Source organism: Rhodococcus sp. NPDC057529, from assembly GCF_042802055.1.
GTDB lineage: Bacteria > Actinomycetota > Actinomycetes > Mycobacteriales > Mycobacteriaceae > Rhodococcus_F.
Genome location: NZ_JBHVEY010000001.1, coordinates 31,835 through 51,930, shown reverse-complemented (window position 1 = coordinate 51,930; position 20,096 = coordinate 31,835). Strand labels below are relative to the sequence as shown.

At 69.0% G+C, this 20,096-nt stretch carries 20 protein-coding genes; 1 reads left to right on the top strand and 19 read right to left on the bottom strand.

The window, feature by feature from the left end; genetic code table 11:
* Positions 1 to 58 precede the first annotated feature (58 nt).
* From lysS to ACFU5V_RS00185, 15 genes are all read right to left on the bottom strand, one after another.
* On the bottom strand, positions 59 to 1,570 hold the full coding sequence (lysS, locus tag ACFU5V_RS00255) for a lysine--tRNA ligase (RefSeq protein WP_378439659.1): 1,512 nt from the start codon (positions 1,568 to 1,570) through the stop codon (positions 59 to 61).
* 45 nt (positions 1,571 to 1,615) lie between these two features.
* Positions 1,616 to 2,038 (bottom strand): rhodanese-like domain-containing protein, encoded by a 423-nt coding sequence (locus ACFU5V_RS00250; protein WP_378695921.1) that lies wholly within the window; start codon positions 2,036 to 2,038, stop codon positions 1,616 to 1,618.
* Complete coding sequence (locus ACFU5V_RS00245; protein WP_378439656.1) at positions 2,035 to 2,568, bottom strand: cysteine dioxygenase; 534 nt, start codon at positions 2,566 to 2,568, stop codon at positions 2,035 to 2,037. The genes ACFU5V_RS00250 and ACFU5V_RS00245 overlap by 4 nt, the downstream gene beginning before the upstream one ends.
* A gap of 122 nt (positions 2,569 to 2,690) precedes the next feature.
* Positions 2,691 to 3,506, bottom strand: coding sequence for a type III pantothenate kinase (locus ACFU5V_RS00240; RefSeq protein WP_378439654.1), 816 nt, complete (start codon positions 3,504 to 3,506; stop codon positions 2,691 to 2,693).
* Positions 3,507 to 3,509: 3 nt separating this feature from the next.
* Positions 3,510 to 3,956 (bottom strand): aspartate 1-decarboxylase, encoded by a 447-nt coding sequence (gene panD / locus ACFU5V_RS00235; RefSeq protein WP_012691507.1) that lies wholly within the window; start codon positions 3,954 to 3,956, stop codon positions 3,510 to 3,512.
* Between the two features lie 18 nt (positions 3,957 to 3,974).
* Positions 3,975 to 4,910, bottom strand: coding sequence for a pantoate--beta-alanine ligase (panC, locus tag ACFU5V_RS00230; protein ID WP_378695919.1), 936 nt, complete (start codon positions 4,908 to 4,910; stop codon positions 3,975 to 3,977).
* A gap of 5 nt (positions 4,911 to 4,915) precedes the next feature.
* Positions 4,916 to 5,842, bottom strand: a complete 927-nt coding sequence (locus ACFU5V_RS00225; protein WP_378695917.1) for a Rossmann-like and DUF2520 domain-containing protein — start codon at positions 5,840 to 5,842, stop codon at positions 4,916 to 4,918.
* Between the two features lie 147 nt (positions 5,843 to 5,989).
* Positions 5,990 to 6,958 (bottom strand): DUF6779 domain-containing protein, encoded by a 969-nt coding sequence (locus tag ACFU5V_RS00220; protein WP_378695915.1) that lies wholly within the window; start codon positions 6,956 to 6,958, stop codon positions 5,990 to 5,992.
* Between the two features lie 69 nt (positions 6,959 to 7,027).
* Positions 7,028 to 7,495, bottom strand: a complete 468-nt coding sequence (locus tag ACFU5V_RS00215; protein ID WP_378437771.1) for a DUF3180 domain-containing protein — start codon at positions 7,493 to 7,495, stop codon at positions 7,028 to 7,030.
* 20 nt (positions 7,496 to 7,515) lie between these two features.
* Positions 7,516 to 8,028: a 2-amino-4-hydroxy-6-hydroxymethyldihydropteridine diphosphokinase gene (gene folK, locus ACFU5V_RS00210; RefSeq protein WP_378695913.1), complete on the bottom strand. Its 513-nt coding sequence runs from the start codon at positions 8,026 to 8,028 to the stop codon at positions 7,516 to 7,518.
* On the bottom strand, positions 8,025 to 8,387 hold the full coding sequence (folB, locus tag ACFU5V_RS00205) for a dihydroneopterin aldolase (RefSeq protein ID WP_087559822.1): 363 nt from the start codon (positions 8,385 to 8,387) through the stop codon (positions 8,025 to 8,027). The genes folK and folB overlap by 4 nt, the downstream gene beginning before the upstream one ends.
* Entirely contained in the window at positions 8,380 to 9,237 is an 858-nt protein-coding gene (gene folP / locus ACFU5V_RS00200; RefSeq protein ID WP_378695911.1) for a dihydropteroate synthase, read from the bottom strand. Before folP ends, folB begins: the two co-directional genes overlap by 8 nt.
* A complete protein-coding gene (gene folE / locus ACFU5V_RS00195) occupies positions 9,234 to 9,851 on the bottom strand; it encodes a GTP cyclohydrolase I FolE (RefSeq protein ID WP_043826734.1) in 618 nt (205 codons plus the stop codon). The genes folP and folE overlap by 4 nt, the downstream gene beginning before the upstream one ends.
* Positions 9,852 to 9,911: 60 nt before the next feature.
* A complete protein-coding gene (gene ftsH / locus ACFU5V_RS00190) occupies positions 9,912 to 12,200 on the bottom strand; it encodes an ATP-dependent zinc metalloprotease FtsH (protein ID WP_378437762.1) in 2,289 nt (762 codons plus the stop codon).
* 212 nt (positions 12,201 to 12,412) lie between these two features.
* Entirely contained in the window at positions 12,413 to 13,759 is a 1,347-nt protein-coding gene (locus tag ACFU5V_RS00185) for an amidase (protein WP_378695909.1), read from the bottom strand.
* A gap of 164 nt (positions 13,760 to 13,923) precedes the next feature.
* Between ACFU5V_RS00185 and ACFU5V_RS00180 the strand changes: the two genes are divergently transcribed.
* Positions 13,924 to 16,026, top strand: a complete 2,103-nt coding sequence (locus ACFU5V_RS00180; protein WP_378437757.1) for a serine/threonine-protein kinase — start codon at positions 13,924 to 13,926, stop codon at positions 16,024 to 16,026.
* A gap of 10 nt (positions 16,027 to 16,036) precedes the next feature.
* Here the strand turns inward: ACFU5V_RS00180 and hpt are convergent, their stop codons facing one another.
* The 4 genes from hpt to dacB are packed head-to-tail and all read right to left on the bottom strand — an operon-like array spanning position 16,037 to position 20,027.
* Entirely contained in the window at positions 16,037 to 16,591 is a 555-nt protein-coding gene (gene hpt, locus ACFU5V_RS00175) for a hypoxanthine phosphoribosyltransferase (RefSeq protein ID WP_072947351.1), read from the bottom strand.
* 4 nt (positions 16,592 to 16,595) lie between these two features.
* Positions 16,596 to 17,576: a tRNA lysidine(34) synthetase TilS gene (tilS, locus tag ACFU5V_RS00170; protein ID WP_378695907.1), complete on the bottom strand. Its 981-nt coding sequence runs from the start codon at positions 17,574 to 17,576 to the stop codon at positions 16,596 to 16,598.
* A gap of 19 nt (positions 17,577 to 17,595) precedes the next feature.
* On the bottom strand, positions 17,596 to 18,642 hold the full coding sequence (locus tag ACFU5V_RS00165) for a zinc-dependent metalloprotease (protein WP_378695905.1): 1,047 nt from the start codon (positions 18,640 to 18,642) through the stop codon (positions 17,596 to 17,598).
* Positions 18,642 to 20,027, bottom strand: coding sequence for a D-alanyl-D-alanine carboxypeptidase/D-alanyl-D-alanine-endopeptidase (gene dacB, locus ACFU5V_RS00160; protein ID WP_378696724.1), 1,386 nt, complete (start codon positions 20,025 to 20,027; stop codon positions 18,642 to 18,644). Before dacB ends, ACFU5V_RS00165 begins: the two co-directional genes overlap by 1 nt.
* Positions 20,028 to 20,096 lie beyond the last annotated feature (69 nt).

Here is a 20,096-nt window from a genome sequence, read left to right as displayed (position 1 = left end):
CCGATTCGGAATACGAGGAATGGATCGAATTTATCCGCGCGAATTCATCCCGGGCGAATCAGCGAGAAGACGGCCGAACAATGGGAAAGAGGATTGTTTCGCGGATTCCCAATCCCGTCAAAGCCATGAGCAGACGGTCGATTCCCATTCCGGTACCGGTGGTCGGCGGCATTCCCTGCTCCATTGCGGCGAGGAATTCTTCATCGAGGGCCATCGCCTCGTCGTCGCCGGCCGACGCGAGGCGCGCCTGATCGACGAACCGCTCACGCTGGATCACCGGATCGACCAATTCCGAATAGCCCGTGGCCAACTCGAACCCACGGATGTAGAGGTCCCACTTCTCGGTCACCCCGGCCTTGCTGCGATGGTCACGCGTCAGCGGTGACGTCTCGACCGGGAAATCACGGACGAAAGTCGGCTCGAACAACTGGTCGCCGCACTGGTGCTCCCACAGTTCCTCGACCAGCTTCCCGTGCCCGTAACCCTTGTCCTTCGGGACTTCGAGGCCCACCTTCTCGGCGAGAGCCAGCAATTCCTCGACCGTGGTATCCGGAGTGACCTCGACACCGATCGCCTGCGACAGCGACGGATACATCTCGAGGGTCTTCCATTCACCGCTCAGGTCGTATTCGGTGCCGTCGGCAAGAGTGACGACCTGCGAACCGAAAGCGGCCTGCGCCACCTCCTGAACGAGTTCGCGAATCATGACGGCCGAATCGTCGTACGTGCCGTACGCCTCGTACGTCTCGAGCATCGCGAATTCCGGCGAGTGCGTCGAGTCGACGCCCTCGTTGCGGAAATTCCGGTTGATCTCGAAAACCTTCTCGATACCGCCGACGACGCACCGCTTCAGGAACAGTTCGGGAGCGATTCGCAGATAGAGGTCGATGTCGAGGGCATTGGAATGCGTGATGAAGGGACGGGCCGCCGCGCCACCCGCCACCGTCTGCAGCATCGGCGTCTCGACCTCGAGGAACCCGCGCCGCTCGAGCGCGTTCCGGAGCTCACGGACCACGGCCACACGCTTACGCGCATTGTCCCGCGCCTCGGGGCGCACGATCAGATCGGCATAACGCTGCCGAACCCGGGACTCCTCGTTCATCTCCTTGTGCGCAACGGGCAGCGGGCGGAGCGACTTGGACGCGATCTGCCACGAATCGGCCATCACGCTCAGCTCGCCGCGACGGGAGCTGATCACCTCACCGTGCACGAACACGAAGTCGCCGAGGTCGACATCGGCCTTCCACGACGCGAGCGCATCCTCGCCGACGGCGGCGAGACTGATCATCGCCTGCAACTGGGTGCCGTCGCCTTCCTGCAGCGTCGCGAAGCACAACTTGCCCGTGTTGCGCACGAAGATCACCCGGCCGACGACACCGACCTGGTCACCCGTTGCGGTGTCAGGTTCGAGTTCCGGATACTTGGCGCGGATCTCCGCCAGCGAGTGGGTGCGCGCCACCGACACCGGGTACGCCTGGCGTCCCTCCGCGAGAATGCGCTCACGCTTCTCCTGGCGGATCCGAAGCTGCTCGGGGGTGTCGTCGACTGGCTGGGCTGCTACTTCACTCACGGGTCACCAGCCTAATCGACGGCCGGGCGTGCCCCTATTCAGAGGTCAGTGAGCCGAGACGGTGGCCAACTCCCGCACGCAGTGCTTCGTCGCGATGAGCGACCCCAGCAGCCCTGCCGCCTTGATCGCCTTGTAGCCGCCGACGAGGTCGGTCGCCTTGTGCAGACCCAGCTCCTGCAGGGCCGCCGCGGCCAGGCTCGACGTGTAGCCCTCGGAGCAGACGATGATCCACTCGACGTCGTGGTCCACGGCCAGCGCCAGGTGCGCCGAGCTGGTGGGATCGCAGCGCCACTCGAGGACGTTGCGTTCGATGGCGAGCGCGCCGGGCAGCGTCCCCTCGATCGCGCGCTGCGCCTGCGGGCGGATGTCCACGACGATCGCGCCGCGCGCCACTGCCTCGGGCAGCTCGAACGCGTACATCCGGTCGATCTTGGTGCGGGCCTCTTCGAGCATCTGGTCGATGTTCACTTCGAACCGCCCTCGGGGAGATCGGTGAGCTCGGTACGGGTACGGCGCAGCGTGCCGTGGTCCGTGACCTCGTAATAGGACATGGCCGACAATGGCGGCGAGTAGGCGTGCACACTCAGCGTCGGCGTCACCACCTCCGCCCCCGGTGCGTCCGGCGCGCGTACCACGTCGTGGACCCAGCCGAGCGGGAACGAGGCCTGATCGCCGGCGTCGAGGATGCGGTGACGCAGTCGATCACCCGCCCAACGGAACTCGGACAGCGCGCCGCTGAGAACGGTGAGCGCACCGAAAGAGCCTGCGTGGTCATGCAATTCGGTATTCCGGTCGGGAACCCAGCTGATCAGCCAGACGTCGACGTCGTCGTCCGAGTAGAGCCGGGTCGACCAGCGCTCGTCGGTGGGCCAGCTCTGCGGGAGCAGGACGTCGTGGCGGCCGTCGAGGACCTCGGAAGCACCCTGATCGGTGATGCGCAGCAGGTCGGCCGGGCGAAGACGGGTGGGTACAGATGCAGAAGAATACGTTGCGAGCACGAGAGAGACTCCCAGAAGTGTGAATTGGTCAAGGCAGCGTTCAGCCTCGACAACACTCCTGAGCACTCGTGCAGAGATTCACGGGGACCATTCTGACATAACTTCCGCGAAGAGGGAACCCATCAGTCAAGTGGGCTGCGACGCGCTCCCCGGCGGGCCTGATTCCGCTCGTAGACCAGGCGCAGCCCTTCGAGCGTGAGATCCGGTTCGTGCTCGTCGACGGTCTCCGTCTCGGGCATGATCAGCGGCGCACGGTCGCCGGTCGCGATCACCACCACGTCGGAGCCGGAGAAGGCAGGCAACTCCTTGCGGACGCGACGAACCAGCCCGTCGACGAGGCCGGCGAAACCGAACACCGCACCCGACTGCATACATTCGACGGTGTTCTTGCCGACGACGGACCGAGGCCGCACCAGTTCGACCTTGCGCAGCGCCGCCGACTGCGACGCCAGTGCGTCCGAGGAGATCTCGAGGCCGGGCGCGATGGCGCCGCCGAGGAACTCGCCCTTCGCGGACACGACGTCGACGCACGTGGACGTCCCGAAGTCGACCACGATGCACGGCGCGTCGTAGAGATGATGCGCCGCAAGACTGTTGACGATCCGGTCGGCACCGACCTCTTTGGGGTTGTCGACGAGCAGCGGAACACCGGTTCGCACCCCGGGTTCCACCAGCACGTGCGGGACGTGCCCCCAGTACCGCGTCAGCATCACGCGGATCTCCCGCAGCACCGACGGCACCGTCGACAGTGCGGACACCCCGGTGATCTGATCGGTGTGCGCGCCGAGGAGCCCACGGAAGATGAGGGCCAGTTCGTCGGCCGTCATCCTCGCATCGGTGCGCATTCGCCAGTCCTGCACCAACTTCGAATGTTCACCAGTCCCGGTGAACAGTCCGAGAACGATGTTCGTGTTCCGGACGTCGACGGTGAGGAGCACCGGTTACACCAAACTGGATTCGCGCTCGGCGTCGAGCGTCGACAGCATGCGCGGGGTGATCAGGCCGGAGCCCTCCGGCGCATGCGCCGGGTCGGCACCGAGGTCGACCGGCGTGTTGGCGGCGTCGACGAACACGACCCGCGGCTCGTAGTCGCGCACCTCCTGCTCGTTCATGACGCCGTAGGCGATGAGGATGACGAGGTCGCCGGGCTTGACCAGATGCGCTGCCGCACCGTTGATCCCGATGACACCACTTCCCCGCTCGCCGGCGATGACATAGGTTTCGAGCCGCGCGCCGTTGTCGATGTCGACGATGCACACCTGCTCACCCTCGAGGAGATCGGCGGCATCCATCAGATCCTGGTCGACCGTCACCGAGCCCACGTAGTGCAGGTCGGCGTGTGTGACGGTGGCGCGATGGATCTTCGACTTCATCATGGTGCGAAACATGTTCCGGTCCTTACTCTTCTAGCGGGAAAGAAGTTCGTCTGTCGCCGACGCGTCCGACGCCTCGGTGTCACGTTCGAGGAAACCGGTGCCGACGGCGACACCGACGTTGTCGATCAAGCGGGTGGTTCCGAGCCTGGCCGCCACGAGCAGCCGGCCGTCGCCTCGTTCGGGTGCGGGGCCGAGGTCGACGCCCCGCACCTCGAGGTAGTCGACCTCCACCTCGGGGGTGGACGCCAGCACCTCGCGCGCGGTGGCGAGGATCGCCTCGGCGCCACCGGCCGCGGCGTGGGCGCCGGCGATCAGGGCCGCGGACAACGTCGTCGCCGCGTTCCGCTGATCCTCGTCGAGATAGCGGTTCCGTGAGGACAGCGCGAGTCCGTCGTGTTCACGCACCGTGGGCACGCCGACGATGCGGACGTCGAAGTTCAGATCGGTCACCATCTGCCGGATCAGCGTCAGCTGCTGGTAGTCCTTCTCGCCGAAGTACGCGGCGTGCGGTGCGGCGATCTGCAGCAGCTTGGCGACGACGGTGAGCATGCCCGCGAAGTGCGTGGGCCTGGACGCGCCCTCCAGTTCCGCGCCCAGCGGTCCGGGATGGATCGTCGTCCGCGGACCGGCCGGGTACATAGTGGCCGCGGTCGGCACGAACGCCAGCTCGACTCCGGCCTCACGCAGCAGTTCGAGGTCGGCGTCGACGGTGCGCGGGTAGGCGTCGAGGTCTTCGCCGGCACCGAACTGCAACGGGTTGACGAAGATCGAGACGATCACCACCGCGCCGGTGAGCTTGGCCTGCCGCACCAGCTCCAGGTGTCCCGTGTGGAGGGCTCCCATCGTGGGCACGAGCGCGACCTGGCGGCCGACGCCGCGCAGCGCCTTCGAGACCCGGGTCAGCACGCTCGGGTCGTGGTGCACGGTCAGTTCGCCGCGCTTGTATCCGCCCTGCAGATCGCTCACGGGGCTCACCTCCGGTCTTCCAGGATGTCCAGCAGTTCAGGTGTGGCGCCGGCGCGTTGCGCCGACCTCAGCGAGAGGGCCCGGTAGCCGGCCGCAATCCGCGGATCGACTTCCTCGAGGACGCGCAGATGCGTGGCCACCGCCTCGGAGTCACCCCGGGCGACGGGCCCGGTGAGGGCAGCAGGCCCGCGGCGCAGGGCGTTGTCGAGCGCCGCCGACAGCAGCGGCTGGAGAACGCGTTCGGCCAGGCCGTTCGGATCGTCGCCGATCAACTCCTGGCCGAGCAGTTCCTGGCCCTCGAGCGCGACCCGCAGCGCCGCCACGGCGTCGACGACGAGCGTGACCAGGTGGTTGCTGCCATGAGCCAGAGCGGCGTGGTACAGCGGCCGCATGTCCTCGCGGACCCGTACCGGCTCGCCGCCGATCTCCAGAACCAGCGACTGCGCGATCGCGTAACCGATGTCATCGGCTGCGGTGATTCCGAAACAGGCGGACGCGAGACGGACCGTGTCCTCGTCGTGGCCGGTGAACGTCATCGCGGGGTGGATCGCGAGCGGTACGACACCCTGCTCGGCGAGGGGGGCGAGGATCCCGATGCCGTTCGCGCCGGACGTGTGGGCCACGATCGCGCGCCCCGGCACGGCACCCGTGGAAGCCAGGCCCGCGATCAGCGACGGCAGTTCGGCGTCGGGGACGGCGAGAATGAGCAGTTCGGAGCGGGCCGCGACCTCCGCGACCGGAAGAATTTCCGTCTCGGGCAGCCGGGTGCGGGCCCGATGCCGTGACGCGTCGGAGACGGCCGAGCAGGCGACGACCACGTGACCTGCCCGCTCCAAAGCGGCACCGATTGCTGTTCCGACCCGGCCTGCGGAGACGACTCCTACCGTCAACCTCGCAGGCGCAGGGCCATTAGTGATCCCGAAAGAGGTCACCTTCGTCCTCTCGTTCGTTCCAGTCCCGCTCGGCGGGTACCAGACGTTCCACGGTGAGGATAGCCCGGCTCGAACGCACCCCGCCATGAGCGGGCGGAGTGATATATGCCTCACACCGTGCGGGTTGATCCTCGGGCGAGTCCGGGCCTATTCGGCCCGCCGGCGCCTGCCTCCAGCGCTCTGGGACGCCCCCGACGCGGACTTCATGTTGGCCATGATCTCGGCGACGGACAGCCCGTTCGAGTGCGCGCCCGAAGAGTCGTCGTCCTCCGCCGCCCGTCTGCGGCCCCGCCGCCCCTCGGGCTCCGGCTCTGCGGCCGCATCGGGTTCCGGCTCCGGCTCCGACTCGGGTTCCGGCTCCGGCTCCGCCTCCGTGGACTCTGGTTCCGGCTCGGCGACCGGCGCTGTCTCGGCGACAGGCTCCGGCGTGGGCTCCGGTTCCGGTTCGACCTCGATCTCCGGTTCGGTGTGTCCGGCGCCGGCGGGCTCGACGATGGACGTCTCGGCGGTGACCGGATCGTCGTCGGGATTCGCGAAATGCGAAGACTGCGCGGAACCGCTCTGATGCCCTGCGCCCGCGGCGTGCCCCGCACCGGGGACGTACAGGCCCGACGCGGCCGGCTGATAGCTGCTGTACGAGCGCCCCGCGAGTTCCTGCACACGCGTCGAATCCGCCCGCAGCGCGATCCGTTCGGTCGGCATCGCGCCGTCGAACAGTGCCTCGAGATTCTTGCGGAGCGACGAGAGTTCGGCACGCAACGCGGCGAGTTCCTCTGCATCGGCACGCACTTCGCTGCGCACCCGCTTCTCGACGGTGAGTTCGTATTCGCGCCGTGCCGAGATCTCGCGCTCGAGCTGCAACTCGTAGACGGTCTGCAGGTCGCTGACCTTCGCCTTGTCGAGCGCCGACTCGCGCCGGTACTTCGTCATCGCGATGGCCCCGACCGTGGCGGCCCAGAGCGCGGCCACCAGGCCCACCCGCAGGAGTTGGACACTGTCGCTGAAGATCAGGAAGAGGGACGCGATCACCGCGAGGGCGAGCAGACCCGCAACGATCATCTGGCTCGCGCTGCGCCTGTTGCGGCGCGCAGACTTGAGGCGACCAGGATTCGTCATGGTGCCAGGGTACTTGGCCGCGAAGGGTGCGCCGCGCATTCCATCCGACCTGCGGCGATCCCCGATGTCCTAATGCGCGGGCTCGTCCGAGGGGTCGTCGGGGGTGCGGCAGCAGTGTTCCAGCCACAGCGCCGCGCCGACGAGCGCCAGTGCCGCGACGAGCCCGACCCACGCGCCGGGACTGTCCGAGGCGGCGGCACGCAGCACCGACTGCTGCGGAAGCAGGTACAGCAGGAAGCCTCCCCACACCCCGGCCGTCGCGGCGCCGACGAGCGCGGATGCCTTGGCCAGAGCGGCAACCCGGGCGGCGGTGATCGGATGCAGCTGACGCGGCCCGTCGCCCACCTGGTGGTTGCTGACCCGGGATCGGACCATGAACGCGAGCACGACCTCGATCAGCGCGACCGGATACAGCGACGCCCCCGCGTACACGGGGATGGGTGGGAACGACCCGTAGAACACGCGCACCAGGATCCAGGTGGCGGCGACGGCGAGCGCGGCGAGGAATAGCAGATCCCAGATGCGGGTGGGTTTCATCGTGCCCGTCGGTTCCGGCTTCATCGCGACCGCCGGTCCAGGGCGAGGTCCGTCCGGTGCACACCGGACCGCTCTTCGTCGTCCAGCAGCGGCAGCAGCGCGTCCACACGGGTCGCCGTTCCGTGGACCGGCAACACGGCATCGGGTTCGACGTCGAGCCACGGAATCAGCACGAAGGCCCGTTCGTGGGCTCGCGGGTGCGGCAACGTCAGTTCCGGGTCGTCGCTGCGGACGCCGTCGCACGTGACGACGTCGACGTCGAGCGTACGGGGACCCCACCGCTTCACCCGCACCCGGTCGGCGGCGGCCTCGAGTTCCTGCCCTCGCCGCAGCCAGCCGTAGCCGTCGAGTGCGGGATCGTCGACGACGAGGACCGCGTTGAGGAAGTCCTGCTGCTCGACGCCGCCCCACGGCGCCGTCGAATACACCGGGGAGACCGCAACGACGGCGGCGCCCAGCCCGTCGAGGACGGACTGCAGGTGGGCAAGGCTGTCGCCGACGTTCGACCCGATCGACAGCACCGCGCGACTCATGGTCGCGACCTGTGCGCCACCACCGCGACGTCCGCGAACGTCAGCGGGATCGGCGCGGACGGTTTGTGCAGCACCACCTCGGTGCTCCGGACGCGGGGGTCGGTCATCACCCCGTCCGCGATCTCGGCCGCCACGGTCTCGATGAGGTCCCGGGAGGGGCCAGCGATGATCGCCGCCGCGCGTTCGGCGAGCCCGCCGTAGTCCAGGGTGTCGTCGAGGTCGTCGGACGCGGCAGCCGGGGCGAGATCCATCCAGACGGTGATGTCGACGTAGAAGTCCTGACCGTCCCGCTTCTCGTGGTCGAAGACACCGTGATTGCCGCGAACCTTCAAGCCGCGCAACTCGATTCGATCACTCACGTCCGGCTGCACCCCTCGTCCAGGCCTCGGCGACCGCGATGGCGTCGAGGGAAGCCTGTGCGTCGTGCACACGCACCCCCCACGCGCCGTGGGTCGCGGCGAGCGCCGACACGACGGCCGTCGCGGTCTCCCGGCCGGCGGGGGGACGGGGTTCGCCGTCCGCACCCGCGAGCAGCGAACCCAGGAACCGCTTGCGGGAGGCGCCGACGAGAACGGGGAATCCCAGCGCGGTGAACTCGGGCAGCGCCTTCAGCAGCGCCCAGTTGTGATCGGAGTTCTTCGCGAAACCGAGACCCGGATCCAGCACCAGCGAGCCCGGATCCACGCCGGCCTTCACGGCCAGGTCGACCTGCGTCATCAGTTCGTCCCGCACCTCGCGAACCACGTCGTCGTAGTGGTCGGCGGTGCCGCGGTGCACGTAGTCACCGGCCGAACGCCAATGCATCAGGATCCACGGAACGCCGGCGTCCGCGACCACCGACGCCATCGCCGCATCGGCCCGGCCACCGGCCACGTCGTTGATGATCGACGCGCCCGCACCGATCGCGGCCTCCGCGACGGACGCCCGCATCGTGTCGACGCTGACGCAGATGCCCTCGGCGACCAGGTCCGCGATGACGGGTGCGACCCGGCCGGCCTCGACGTCGGGATCGACCCGTGCCGCGCCCGGCCGGGTGGACTCGCCGCCGACGTCGACGATGTCGACGCCGAGACGCTTCAACGCGAGACCGCGTTCGAGCGCCGCGTCACGATCGAGGAAGCGTCCGCCGTCGGAGAACGAATCGGTGGTGACGTTGAGAATCCCCATCACCACGGTGCGGCCCGGTGAGGGCAGCTCGATCACGGTCACTTCCGCAGAATAAGGTCCAGAGCCTCGGAACGTGAGGCCGCGCTGGACTGGAGCAGACCACGCACCGCGGACGTGGTGGTACTCGCACCAGGCTTGCGGATCCCCCGCATCGCCATGCACAGGTGCTCGGCCTCGATGACCACGATCGCACCGCGCGGATCGAGCTTGCGCATGACGGCGTCGGCGATCTGACTGGTCAGACGTTCCTGAACCTGCGGGCGCTTGGCATACAGGTCGACCACGCGGGCAAGTTTCGACAGGCCGGTCACCTTGCCCGTCCGGCCGGGGATGTACCCGACGTGCGCGACCCCGTGGAACGACACGAGGTGGTGCTCACACGTGGAGTACAGCGGAATGTCGCGGACGAGCACCAGCTCCTGGTGCCCCTCGTCGAACGTCGTGTTCAACACGGTGTCCGGGTCGGTGTACAGGCCCGCGAAAACCTCGCGGTACGACCGCGCCACGCGAGCGGGCGTATCGCGGAGTCCGGGACGGTCCGGGTCTTCACCGATCGCGATCAGCAGTTCCCGCACCGCAGCCTCGGCACGCGGCTGATCGAACACCCGGCCCGTCTCGAGGGCCACGGGCTCACTACCGAGATGATTCACCGACAACCGAAACTCCTCCAGTACCGGGACCGATCGTCCCGAAGCAACAGCCTAGTGTCGGGCGGATCAGTTCGATCCGTCCGGTCCTTTCCAGGCCCTCGTCTGCGCGTCGTCGTCCCCGGTACCCCGCTGCTCGTGCGGCGGATTCCACTGGTTCCCCGGGCCCTGGTCGGTTCCCGGCCCCTGGTTGCCGGGGTACTGCCCCTCCGGACTCTGGTTGCCCGGATCGCGGGGCGGCCAGCCGGGAGCCGACCATCCCGCGGGGGCGCCGTAGTCGGGACGCGGCTGCGTCATCCCGCCCTGCGGCCGGGCCGGAGCGGGCTGCGAGTAGCCGTTCGCGGGCGCCGGCTGCGGGTACTGCTGCTGCGGCGGGGCCTGCTGCGACTGCTGCTGCGCGAACACCGGTTCGGGCTGCTGGGGCCACGGCTCGCCGCGCTCGGTCGCGAGTTCCCGCGGTGTCTTGACCGGCGGCTTGTCGGACGGGGTCCGGTGGCCGAAGTCGTTGAACGCCGTGATCCGGGGACGCTTCTCGACGCTGTGGAAGATCTTCTCGAGATCCTTGCGGGTGAGCGTCTCCCGCTCGAGCAGTTCGGTGGCCAGGATGTCCAGCACGTCGCGGTACTCGTTGAGAATCGCCCACGCCTCGGTGTGCGCGGCCTCGATGAGGTTGCGGACCTCTTCGTCGATCTCGCGCGCGACCTCGTGGCTGTAGTCGGACTGCTGCCCCATCGACCGGCCCAGGAACGGGTCGCCGCCCTCCTGGCCGTACCGCACGGCACCCAGCTTGGCGCTCATGCCGTACTCGGTGACCATCGACCGGGCGATCTTCGTCGCCATGTCGATGTCGGAGGACGCACCGGTGGTGGGCTCGTGGAACACGAGTTCCTCGGCGGCGCGGCCACCCATCGCCATGACCAGCCGGGCGATCATCTCGGACCGCGTCATCAGGCCCTTGTCGTCCTCGGGCACCGTCATCGCGTGACCGCCGGTGCGGCCGCGGGCGAGGATGGTGACCTTGTAGACGGGTTCGATGTCGGGCATCGCCCACGCGGCGAGCGTGTGCCCACCCTCGTGGTACGCGGTGATCTTCTTCTCGTGCTCGCTGATGATGCGGCTCTTGCGGCGCGGACCGCCGACGACACGGTCGACGGACTCCTCGAGCGCGGCCTCCGTGATGACGGTGCCGTTCTCGCGGGCGGTGAGCAGCGCGGCCTCGTTGATGACGTTGGCCAGATCGGCACCCGACATTCCGACGGTGCGCTTGGCCAGGCCCTCGAGGTCGGCGTGCTGGTCGATCGGCTTGCCCTGCGAGTGCACCTTCAGGATGGCGCGACGGCCGGCGAGGTCGGGGGCGCCGACCGGGATCTGCCGGTCGAAGCGGCCCGGACGCAGCAACGCCGGGTCCAGGATGTCGGGGCGGTTGGTGGCGGCGATCAGGATGATGCCGGTGCGGTCACCGAAGCCGTCCATCTCCACCAGCAACTGGTTGAGGGTCTGCTCACGCTCGTCGTGACCGCCACCGAGTCCGGCGCCGCGTTGACGTCCGACGGCGTCGATCTCGTCGACGAAGATGATGCAGGGGCTGTTCTGCTTGGCCTGGTCGAACATGTCGCGCACGCGGGACGCACCGACACCGACGAACATCTCGACGAAGTCCGAACCGGAGATCGTGAAGAACGGGACACCGGCCTCGCCTGCCACCGCGCGGGCGAGCAGGGTCTTACCGGTTCCGGGCGGACCGTAGAGCAGGACACCCTTGGGAATCTTCGCGCCCAGCGCCTGGTAGCGCGCCGGATTCTGCAGGAAGTCCTTGATTTCGTACAGCTCCTCGACGGCCTCGTCCGCACCCGCGACGTCGGCGAAGGTCGTCTTCGGCATGTCCTTCGACAGCTGCTTGGCCTTCGACTTGCCGAAGCCCATGACGCCGCCGCGGCCGCCGCCCTGCATGCGGCTCATCACGAAGAAGAAGATGCCGAGCAGGATCACCATCGGCAGGACGAACAGCAGGATGGACGTGAGCCAGCTCTCCTGCGTGACCGTGGTGTTGTAGCTCTGCAGGCCCTTGTCGGAGATCTCGTTGAAGATCTGCTCCGACGCCGACGCCGGATACTTGGCGAGGATCTCGGTCTTGCCGTCGGTGGCGTCGTTGCCGTCCTTCAGCCACAGGCGCACCTGCTGCTCCCGGTCGTCGATCTGCGCCTTCTCGACGTTGTTCGAGTCGAGCTGCGCGATCGCCACGGAGGTGTCGACACCCTTGAATCCGCGCGTGTCGTTGCCGAAGTAGCTGAAGGCGTAGATCACCAGCAGGATGCCGGCAACTATCGCCAGGTTTCGAAACACAGTCTTACGGTTCATACAGGTCGGCCGAGATGGCCGGTCCTTTCGAGAGTGCGGGTCTTCCGGGTGCGCCTTCCGGCTGCCAACCGGACAAACCAGGTTACCGCGAAGGCACCCCGGCGACTCCAGGTAGCAGCCAACCGCTGTCGCGAGCGGTCTCTATTTCGTTCAACGCACGCGGTGGCCCATCGGTTCCCTCCGCCTCGATCCGGGTCCGGATGTGCGGGAGTTCACCGGGTGGGCGCAACCCTCGGCCAGCCGCCGCCGACCCGCTCGATGTGGGCGGCGAGGGCCAGGATTCTGGCCTCGCCACCGGGCGGCGCGGCGATCTGCACGGCCAGCGGGGTGCCCGAGTGCGAGTGGGTGCCGACGGGGACACTGGCCGCCGGCCAGCCGACGAGATTCCACAGCGCGCTGAGCGGGGCGTACCGCACGTTGGCCACGATGTTCGACAACCACGACCGCTCACTCCACGTCGTCGCGGCGAGCGGCGGCTGCGCGAGCGCGGGGGTGATCACCACGTCGTAGTTCTCGAAGAAGGCACGCAGCGAGTCCTCGAGCCGGTTCACCTGCTCCGGTCGGACGAACCGGCCCAGCGCGCGACCCAACGCCACGTGCCTGCGGGTCCTCGGCTGCAGTCTCCTGCGGTCGAGGCCCTTGGCGTCGGCGGCCGTTCCCGCGGTCCAGCGGGCGAGAACGGGGATCAGGTTGACCGGGTACGGCAACGTCGCGGGCTCCACGTCGTGGCCCGACCCGGTCAGTTCCGTCCCCGCGCGCACGGCCGCGTCCCGCCACTGCGGATCGACCGTGGCCAGGAACGTCGGCGACCCCGGCGCCACCGCGATGCGCAGCGGCTCCGACGGCCCGATCCGCGCGAGCTCGGGACGGTCGGCGATCACGGACAGCATGAGGGCGGCGTCGTCGACGGTCGTGGCGATGGGCCCGTTCTCGGCCATACCGAACCAGGAGGTGGCGCCGAGTTCGGACGGCACGACTCCCCTGCCCGGTTTGATACCGAACACTCCACAGTTCGCCGACGGGATGCGGATCGACCCCAGACCGTCGGTCCCGTGCGCCAGCGGCACCATTCCCGCGGCGACGGCGGCCGCCGCACCCCCGGACGAGCCGCCGCAGGTCCGGGACGGATTCCACGGGTTGCGGGTGATGTGGCCGGGCGCGTCCGTGGTTCCCCACACCGCCAGTTCGGGGAGGGTCGTCAGGCCCACCACCACCGCTCCCGCCGCCCGCAGTCGCGCCACGACCGGATGGTCGGCGGCCTTCGGTTCGGCGCTGGTCGCGCCCGAGCCCTCGCGCATCGGCAGCCCGGCCACGGGGATCACGTCCTTGATCGCGACGGGCACTCCGGCCAGTGGAAGGGCCGCCAGATCCGATCGGTGGGACAGCGCGAGCGCCTCGGCTCGGGCCTGGTCGCCGAGGACGGCGGCGAACGCCTGGATCTTCGGTTCACGCTCCGCGATGGCCGCGAGCGCGGCCTCGACCTGCTCCATCGGGCTCGAGACGCCCGAGCGGACCTGCTCGGCGACGACGACGGCTGAGGTGAACGGGGACTCCCCCATCATCCGAGTATATGGTGCAGCGCAGCAGCGATTTCGAGTATTCGCGCTGGATACGGTAGGTCTGCGGGGTTACCATTCGCTTGTCCCTGGATGGGACTCTTCACACCGCTCCAGACAACCTCGATGTGCCCAGAGAACCCGCCCAGTAGAACCCTCGATGTGCAATGACCAGAGGAAACGGGTCGGGCAGAGACGGATCGGCCGCTGGATCGGACTCTGCCGAACGGACCGTCGGAGTCACGAACTCCGAACACGAGAGCAGCGACGCGACGGTCGCGGCCGGCCCGTCGACGGTGACGGCTGAGCAAACCCTGTCGGCACGGACGATGACCGCCGAGCAGACCGCCCCCGCCGAACAGACCGCCGCGGCCGAGCGAACCGCCGCGGCCGAACAAACCGCTGCCGCCGACCAGACCGTGACCGCCCGGCAGCGGGACACGCTGATCACCACACCGCCCGGCAATGCGGCGCTCGACGACGTGGAGGTCGGGCAGCAGGTCGACGACTTCGATCTGCTGATGGGGCTGGGCAGCGGCGCGTTCGGCCGGGTGTTCCTCGCACGCCAGCGGTCGATGCAGCGTCTCGTCGCGGTGAAGATCTCCCACGACAAGGGCAACGAGCCGCAGACCCTGGCCCAGCTCGACCACGACTACATCGTCCGCGTGTTCGACCAGCGGCTGCTCGAGGACCGTCAACTGCGCCTGCTCTACATGCAGTACCTGCCGGGCGGCACCCTGCTGCGGGTTCTGCGGCGCGTGCGCGTCACCCCCGAACAGGAGCGGACCGGCAGCCTGCTGCTCGACGTCGTCGACGAGGAGATGCGGGAGAAGGGCGAACTCCGGCCCACCGACTCGAGCGTGCGGGACGAGATCAGTTCACTCACCTGGCCCGAGACGATCGCGTGGCTGGGACGGCGACTGGCCGAGGCGCTCGACTACGCAGGCAAACGCGGCGTGCTGCACCGCGACATCAAACCCGCCAACATCCTGCTGACGGCGGAGGGTGTGCCCAAGCTCGCCGATTTCAACATCAGTTTCAGCGACACCGTCACCGGGGCGTCACCGCTCGCCTACTTCGGCGGGTCCCTGGCCTACATGTCCCCCGAGCAACTCGAGGCATGTCACCGCGGAATGCCGGGAACGGCGGCGGACCTCGACACCCGCAGCGACATCTTCGCGCTCGGGGTGATGTTGTGGGAGCTGATGTGCGGGCGGCGTCCGTTCCAGGACGAGGACGTGTCGAGCGAGTCGCTCGCCGCACTCGAGGCGATGCTGGACAGCCGCAGCCGCGCCGTCGACCCGGAGTTCCTGGACCAGTTGCCCGCCGACTGCCCGCCGTCGCTGCGCCGGGTACTGCTGACGTGCCTGGCGCCGAAGCCGGCGGACCGGTGGTCGTCCGGCGCCGAACTGGCCCAGCAGTTCGACCTGTGTCTGAACCCGCGGGCCCGTGATCTCGTCGATCCGCCGCCGAACTCGTGGCGCATGCGGTTGCGGCGGTTCGCACTCCCGATTCTGGTGATCGGTATCGCGGTGCCGAACGCCCTCGCGGGTGCGTACAACTATCACCACAACAAGATGCTGATCATCAGCAATCTGACGCCCGAGGCGCAGCAGTCGTTCGAGGGGATCCAGTTGGTGATCAACTCGATCGCGTTCCCGTTGGGCGCGATCATGCTGCTCTACTGGTGTCGCTACCCGCTGCTGGTTCCGCGGGGTCTGCGCAAGGGCCGGACGTACGACCGCCAGACCCTGGCCCGGGCGCGCACCGACACGTTGCTGCTCGGCGACCGCGTGGTGCTCGTCGTGTTCGGGTTGTGGGTGATCGCGGGAATCGCCTATCCGATTTCCCTGCAACTGGCGGCGGGGAACGTGCCGCCGGGCGCGTACGTGCACTTCATCGCGTCGCTGATCGTGTGCGGTGCGGTGTCGGTGGCGTACCCGTTCTTCGTGGTGGCGTTCTTCGCGGTGCGCTGCATCTACCCGACCCTGCTACCGCAGGACATCGCGAGCAGTGCCGACGCGCACAAACTGCGAGGACTCGACCGCCGCAGCACGCTGTATCTCGCGGTGGCCGCCTCGGTTCCGCTGGCCGGTGTCGCCGGGGTGACGTTCCTGTCGCCCGACGAGATCACGCTGGTGATCATCGCCGTCCGCATTCTGTGCGTCGGCGGCATCTTCGCGTTCGTCGGCGTGTACTGGCTGTTCCGGCAGCTGGAGCAGGATCTGCGGGCGCTGGAGCTCGCCGTGTCCCACGAACCCGTCCGCTGACGGGCGGGGTTCAGCCGCCGTAGACGGAGGGCTCGAGCGTTCCGATGTACGGCAGGTCGCGGTAGCGCTCGGCGTAGTCGAGGCCGTAGCCGACGACGAACTCGTTGGGAATGTCGAAGCCGACGTTCGCGACGTTGATGTCGACCTTGATGGCGTCGGGCTTGCGCAGCAGCGTGACGACCTCGAGCGACGCCGGGTTCCGCGTCGAGAGGTTGCGCATCAGCCAGGACAGCGTGAGACCGGAGTCGATGATGTCCTCGACGATCAGCACGTGGCGGCCGGCGATGTCCTTGTCGAGGTCCTTGAGGATGCGCACGACACCCGAGGACGACGTGGACGACCCGTAGGAGCTGACGGCCATGAACTCCATCTGGGTGGGGATGGGGAGGGCCCGCGCGAAGTCCGTCATGAAGAAGATGGCGCCCTTGAGGACACCCACCAGGAGCAGATCCCCTTCCGGGGCGCCCTCCGGGTAGCGCTTGGCGATCTCCTCGGCCAGTTCGACGGTACGTCGACGGATCTCGTCCTCGGAGATCAGTACCGATGCGATGTCGCCTTCGTACACGCGATCAAACCCTTCGTCGGTCGTCCAATCCGACGTTCAGCCTGCCACGTCGCCGTCGGACCACCAACCTCGCGTCCGGTGTTCCGCCCCCGACCGCCACCTGTCCCTGCCCCCGCCACCGTGCGACGAGGTCGTCCACGGCCCGCAGCTGGGTGTCTCCGAGGCCGCGCGCACCGGCCGCGAGCAGCCAGCTGCGCAGTACCCGGCGGCGGACGGGCGGCGCCGACAGGGCCAGGAGCGCCGCGTCGATTTCCCCGTCCACCACGACTTTCGCTTCGGCGTCGGCGGCCAACGTGTCGAGGACGGCCCCCTCCTCGCGCAGGTGTTCCCCGGTGCGGGCGAGGGCCCCGGCGACACCGCCGCCCAGGACGTCCTCCAGCAGCGGCAGCACTTCGGTACGCAGCCGCACCCGCACGAAATCGGGTGAACTGTTGTGCGGATCCTCGTGCGGGTCGAGGCCCAGTTCCGCGCAGGTCTGCCGGGTCACCGCACGTCGCACGTCCAGCAGCGGCCGGCCCCACGGGCTGTCGTAGGGGCTCATTCCCCAGATGGATCGACCGCCCGAACCGCGCGACAGCCCCAGCAACACGGTTTCGGCCTGATCGTCGAGGGTGTGCCCCAGCAGCACCGGGCGGGTTTCGCGTGCCGAGTCGAGGGCCCGGTAGCGGGCGTGCCGGGCGGCCGCCTCCAGCCCACCCGCCCCGGTCACGTCGACGGGAAGCACCACGGCGGACGCGCAGCCGAGGGCCCGGGCGCGCGCGGCCGCCTCGTCGGCGACGGCGTCCGACCCCGGCTGCAACCGGTGATCGACGACCAGGGCGACAGCCGAACGTGCCTCGGCGGCGGCGGCCGCCGTCAGGGCCAGCGAGTCGGCGCCGCCCGACAACGCGACCGCGACGTCGCCGTCCGGGGAATGCGCCGCGATCCAGCGCCGCACGGCGTGACGAACCTCGAGGATCGCCGGCTCCTCGGGAAGCACTGTCACCGGCTCAGCCCTCCGCGAATCAGCCCAGCACCCGGGACACCCAGGCGTCCGGCGCGTCGATCTCCGCGAGCCGGGGCAACGTGTCGGGCCCGGTCCACACGACGTTGAACCGGTCCATTCCGACCTTGTCCACGACGGCGTCGACGAACGCCTTGCCGCGCACGTACTGCGCCATCTTCGCGTCCATCCCGAGCAGCGCCCGGATGAGGCGCTGCACCGGGTTGCTCTTGCGGCGCCGCCGGCTGTCGAATGCCGCGCGGATGGCGGCCACCGACGGCACGACCGCGGGACCGACCGCGTCCATCACGTGGTCCGCGTGCCCCTCGAGGAGGGTGCCGAGCACCAGCAGACGGTCGAGTGCCTCACGCTGCGGCTCGGCCTGGGTCGCGCGCAGGAGTCCGACGATGCCGCCCGGCGCACCCGACTCGTCGGGCTCGGTGCGCCCACGGTCGCGCAGCGCGGAGGACAACCGGCCGACCATGTCGGTGATCGACTCGTCCTCGGCGGATCCGAGGGTCTCGACCGATTCCTGCATGTACCCGGTGAGCCACGGTGACGACGAGAACTGCACCCGGTGCGTCACCTCGTGCAGGCACACCCAGAGCCGGAAGTCACTGGGCTGCACCCGAAGTGTGCGCTCGACGGACACCACGTTGGGCGCGACGAGCAGCAGGGTTCCGTTGTCGCCGGTGAACGGGTCGTACTGACCGAGGATCGCCGAGGACAGGTAGGCGAGCATCGCCCCGGCCTGAATGCCGGCCGGTTTGCCGAGAAGCATGCCGGGGGCGGCGTCGCCGCCGGTGAGTTGCGACATCGAATGCGCGGCGGCGTGGATCCAGCCCGCCCGGTCGAGGATCTGGGCGGTGGGCACCGGCAGTCCGTCGGCGAGGCCGGTGACTTCCCGGACGGGCAGTTCCGCGCGCATCGACGCGTCGGCCAGTTCCGCGACCACGGTTTCGGCCGTGTACCGCGACGTGGCGGGCCCGCTGCGCGCCAGTTTCACGCCCGTCCTGGCTGCGAGTTTCCAGTCGACGGCACCGCTGAAGGCATTTCCCTCGGCGGCCATCACTGGCACCCGCACGTGCGGAGCGCGGCCGCCAGTGCGTCGAGCGCGGGACGGCTGACCTCCGGCGGACGGTCGTTGGACATCAGCGCGAACGTGAGGACGCGCCCGTTCTGGTCCACCACGTAGCCGGCGAGGGCGCTGGCCGTGGACAGGGTGCCGGTCTTCGCGCGCACCCATCCGGCGCCGGTGCGGTTGCCCGACGCGTACCGGTCCGACAGGCTGCCCGTGGCACCGGCCACCGGCAGGTAGTCGAGCATCGGCCGCAGGGCGGGATTGCCTTCCCCGGCGGCGGCCGTCAGGACCTGGTCGAGCGTGTGCGGTGCGATGCGGTCGTCGACGGACAGCCCGCTCGCGTCGTGCAGCGTGAGCCCCGACAGATCGAACCCGGCGCCGGACAGGGTCCGGCCGATGGTCGCGACGGCGCCCGCGAACGATGCTTCCGCGCCGGCATTCATGGCCACCTCCCGCCCGATCGCTTCGGCAAGCACATTGTCCGAGTGTTCCATCATCTGCCGCAACCGGTCGCGCAGCGGCGCGGACTGCACACTCGCGACGGTGGCGGCGCCGGGTGCCGCGGCCCCCGACGCGACCGCCGACGGGTCGACGCCGAGCGCAGCGGCCAGTGTCCGCCCGGCGTCGAGCGCGGGCGTCGAACTGCGCGGCGACTCGTCCACGAGTGGGTCGGCGCGGCCGCCGTCGATCATGATGGGCTCGGTGGGGGTGATGAATCCGGCGCCGACGTCGGTCGGGAACCATCCCTGCGCCATGGTGTCGCCCGAGTAGATGCCGGTGTCGACGACGATGCGCGTCACCTGGATGCCCGCGTTCCGGATCTGGTCGACGAGTTGCGAGATGTGCGCCGCACCCGGGTAGTAGCCGTTCTCCCCGACCGGCTTCGCGGTGAGAGTGGGATCACCACCGGCGACGAGGACGATCTCCCCGGGAGTCGCCCCCTGCACCACCGTCGTCGTGACGCGGTGGTCGGACGGCAACGACAACAGCGCGGATCCCGCGGTGAGGACCTTGGTGGTCGACGCGGGCGTCATCGGGGTCTGCGGGTTGACGCTCCACAGCACCTGGCCGGTGACCGCGTCGGCGACCGTTCCGCTGAACTTGCCGAGGTCCGGGTTGGCGGCGGCCGGACCGATCGCGGCCGCGATCCCCTGCGAGGTCGGCATCGGCGCGTCGTCCGGGACCGGCGTGACCTGCGGGGCCGCGATGACCGGCGCCGGTTCGGGCGCGATCGTCAGTTCGCCGCGCCTCGCCGACGCGTTGTGCGCGCTCACCGCGACCACCAGCACGGCGGCCATCGCGAGCACCACGACGACGACCGACGCGAACAGAATTCGCATGTTCCGACGGTGGCGTCCCGCCAACGAGCCCATCTTCTTCTTTCCCTGGCCCGGCAACGCGCCTCCGTCTTCACTGTGATTCGTGGGTGGTCAGACAACCAA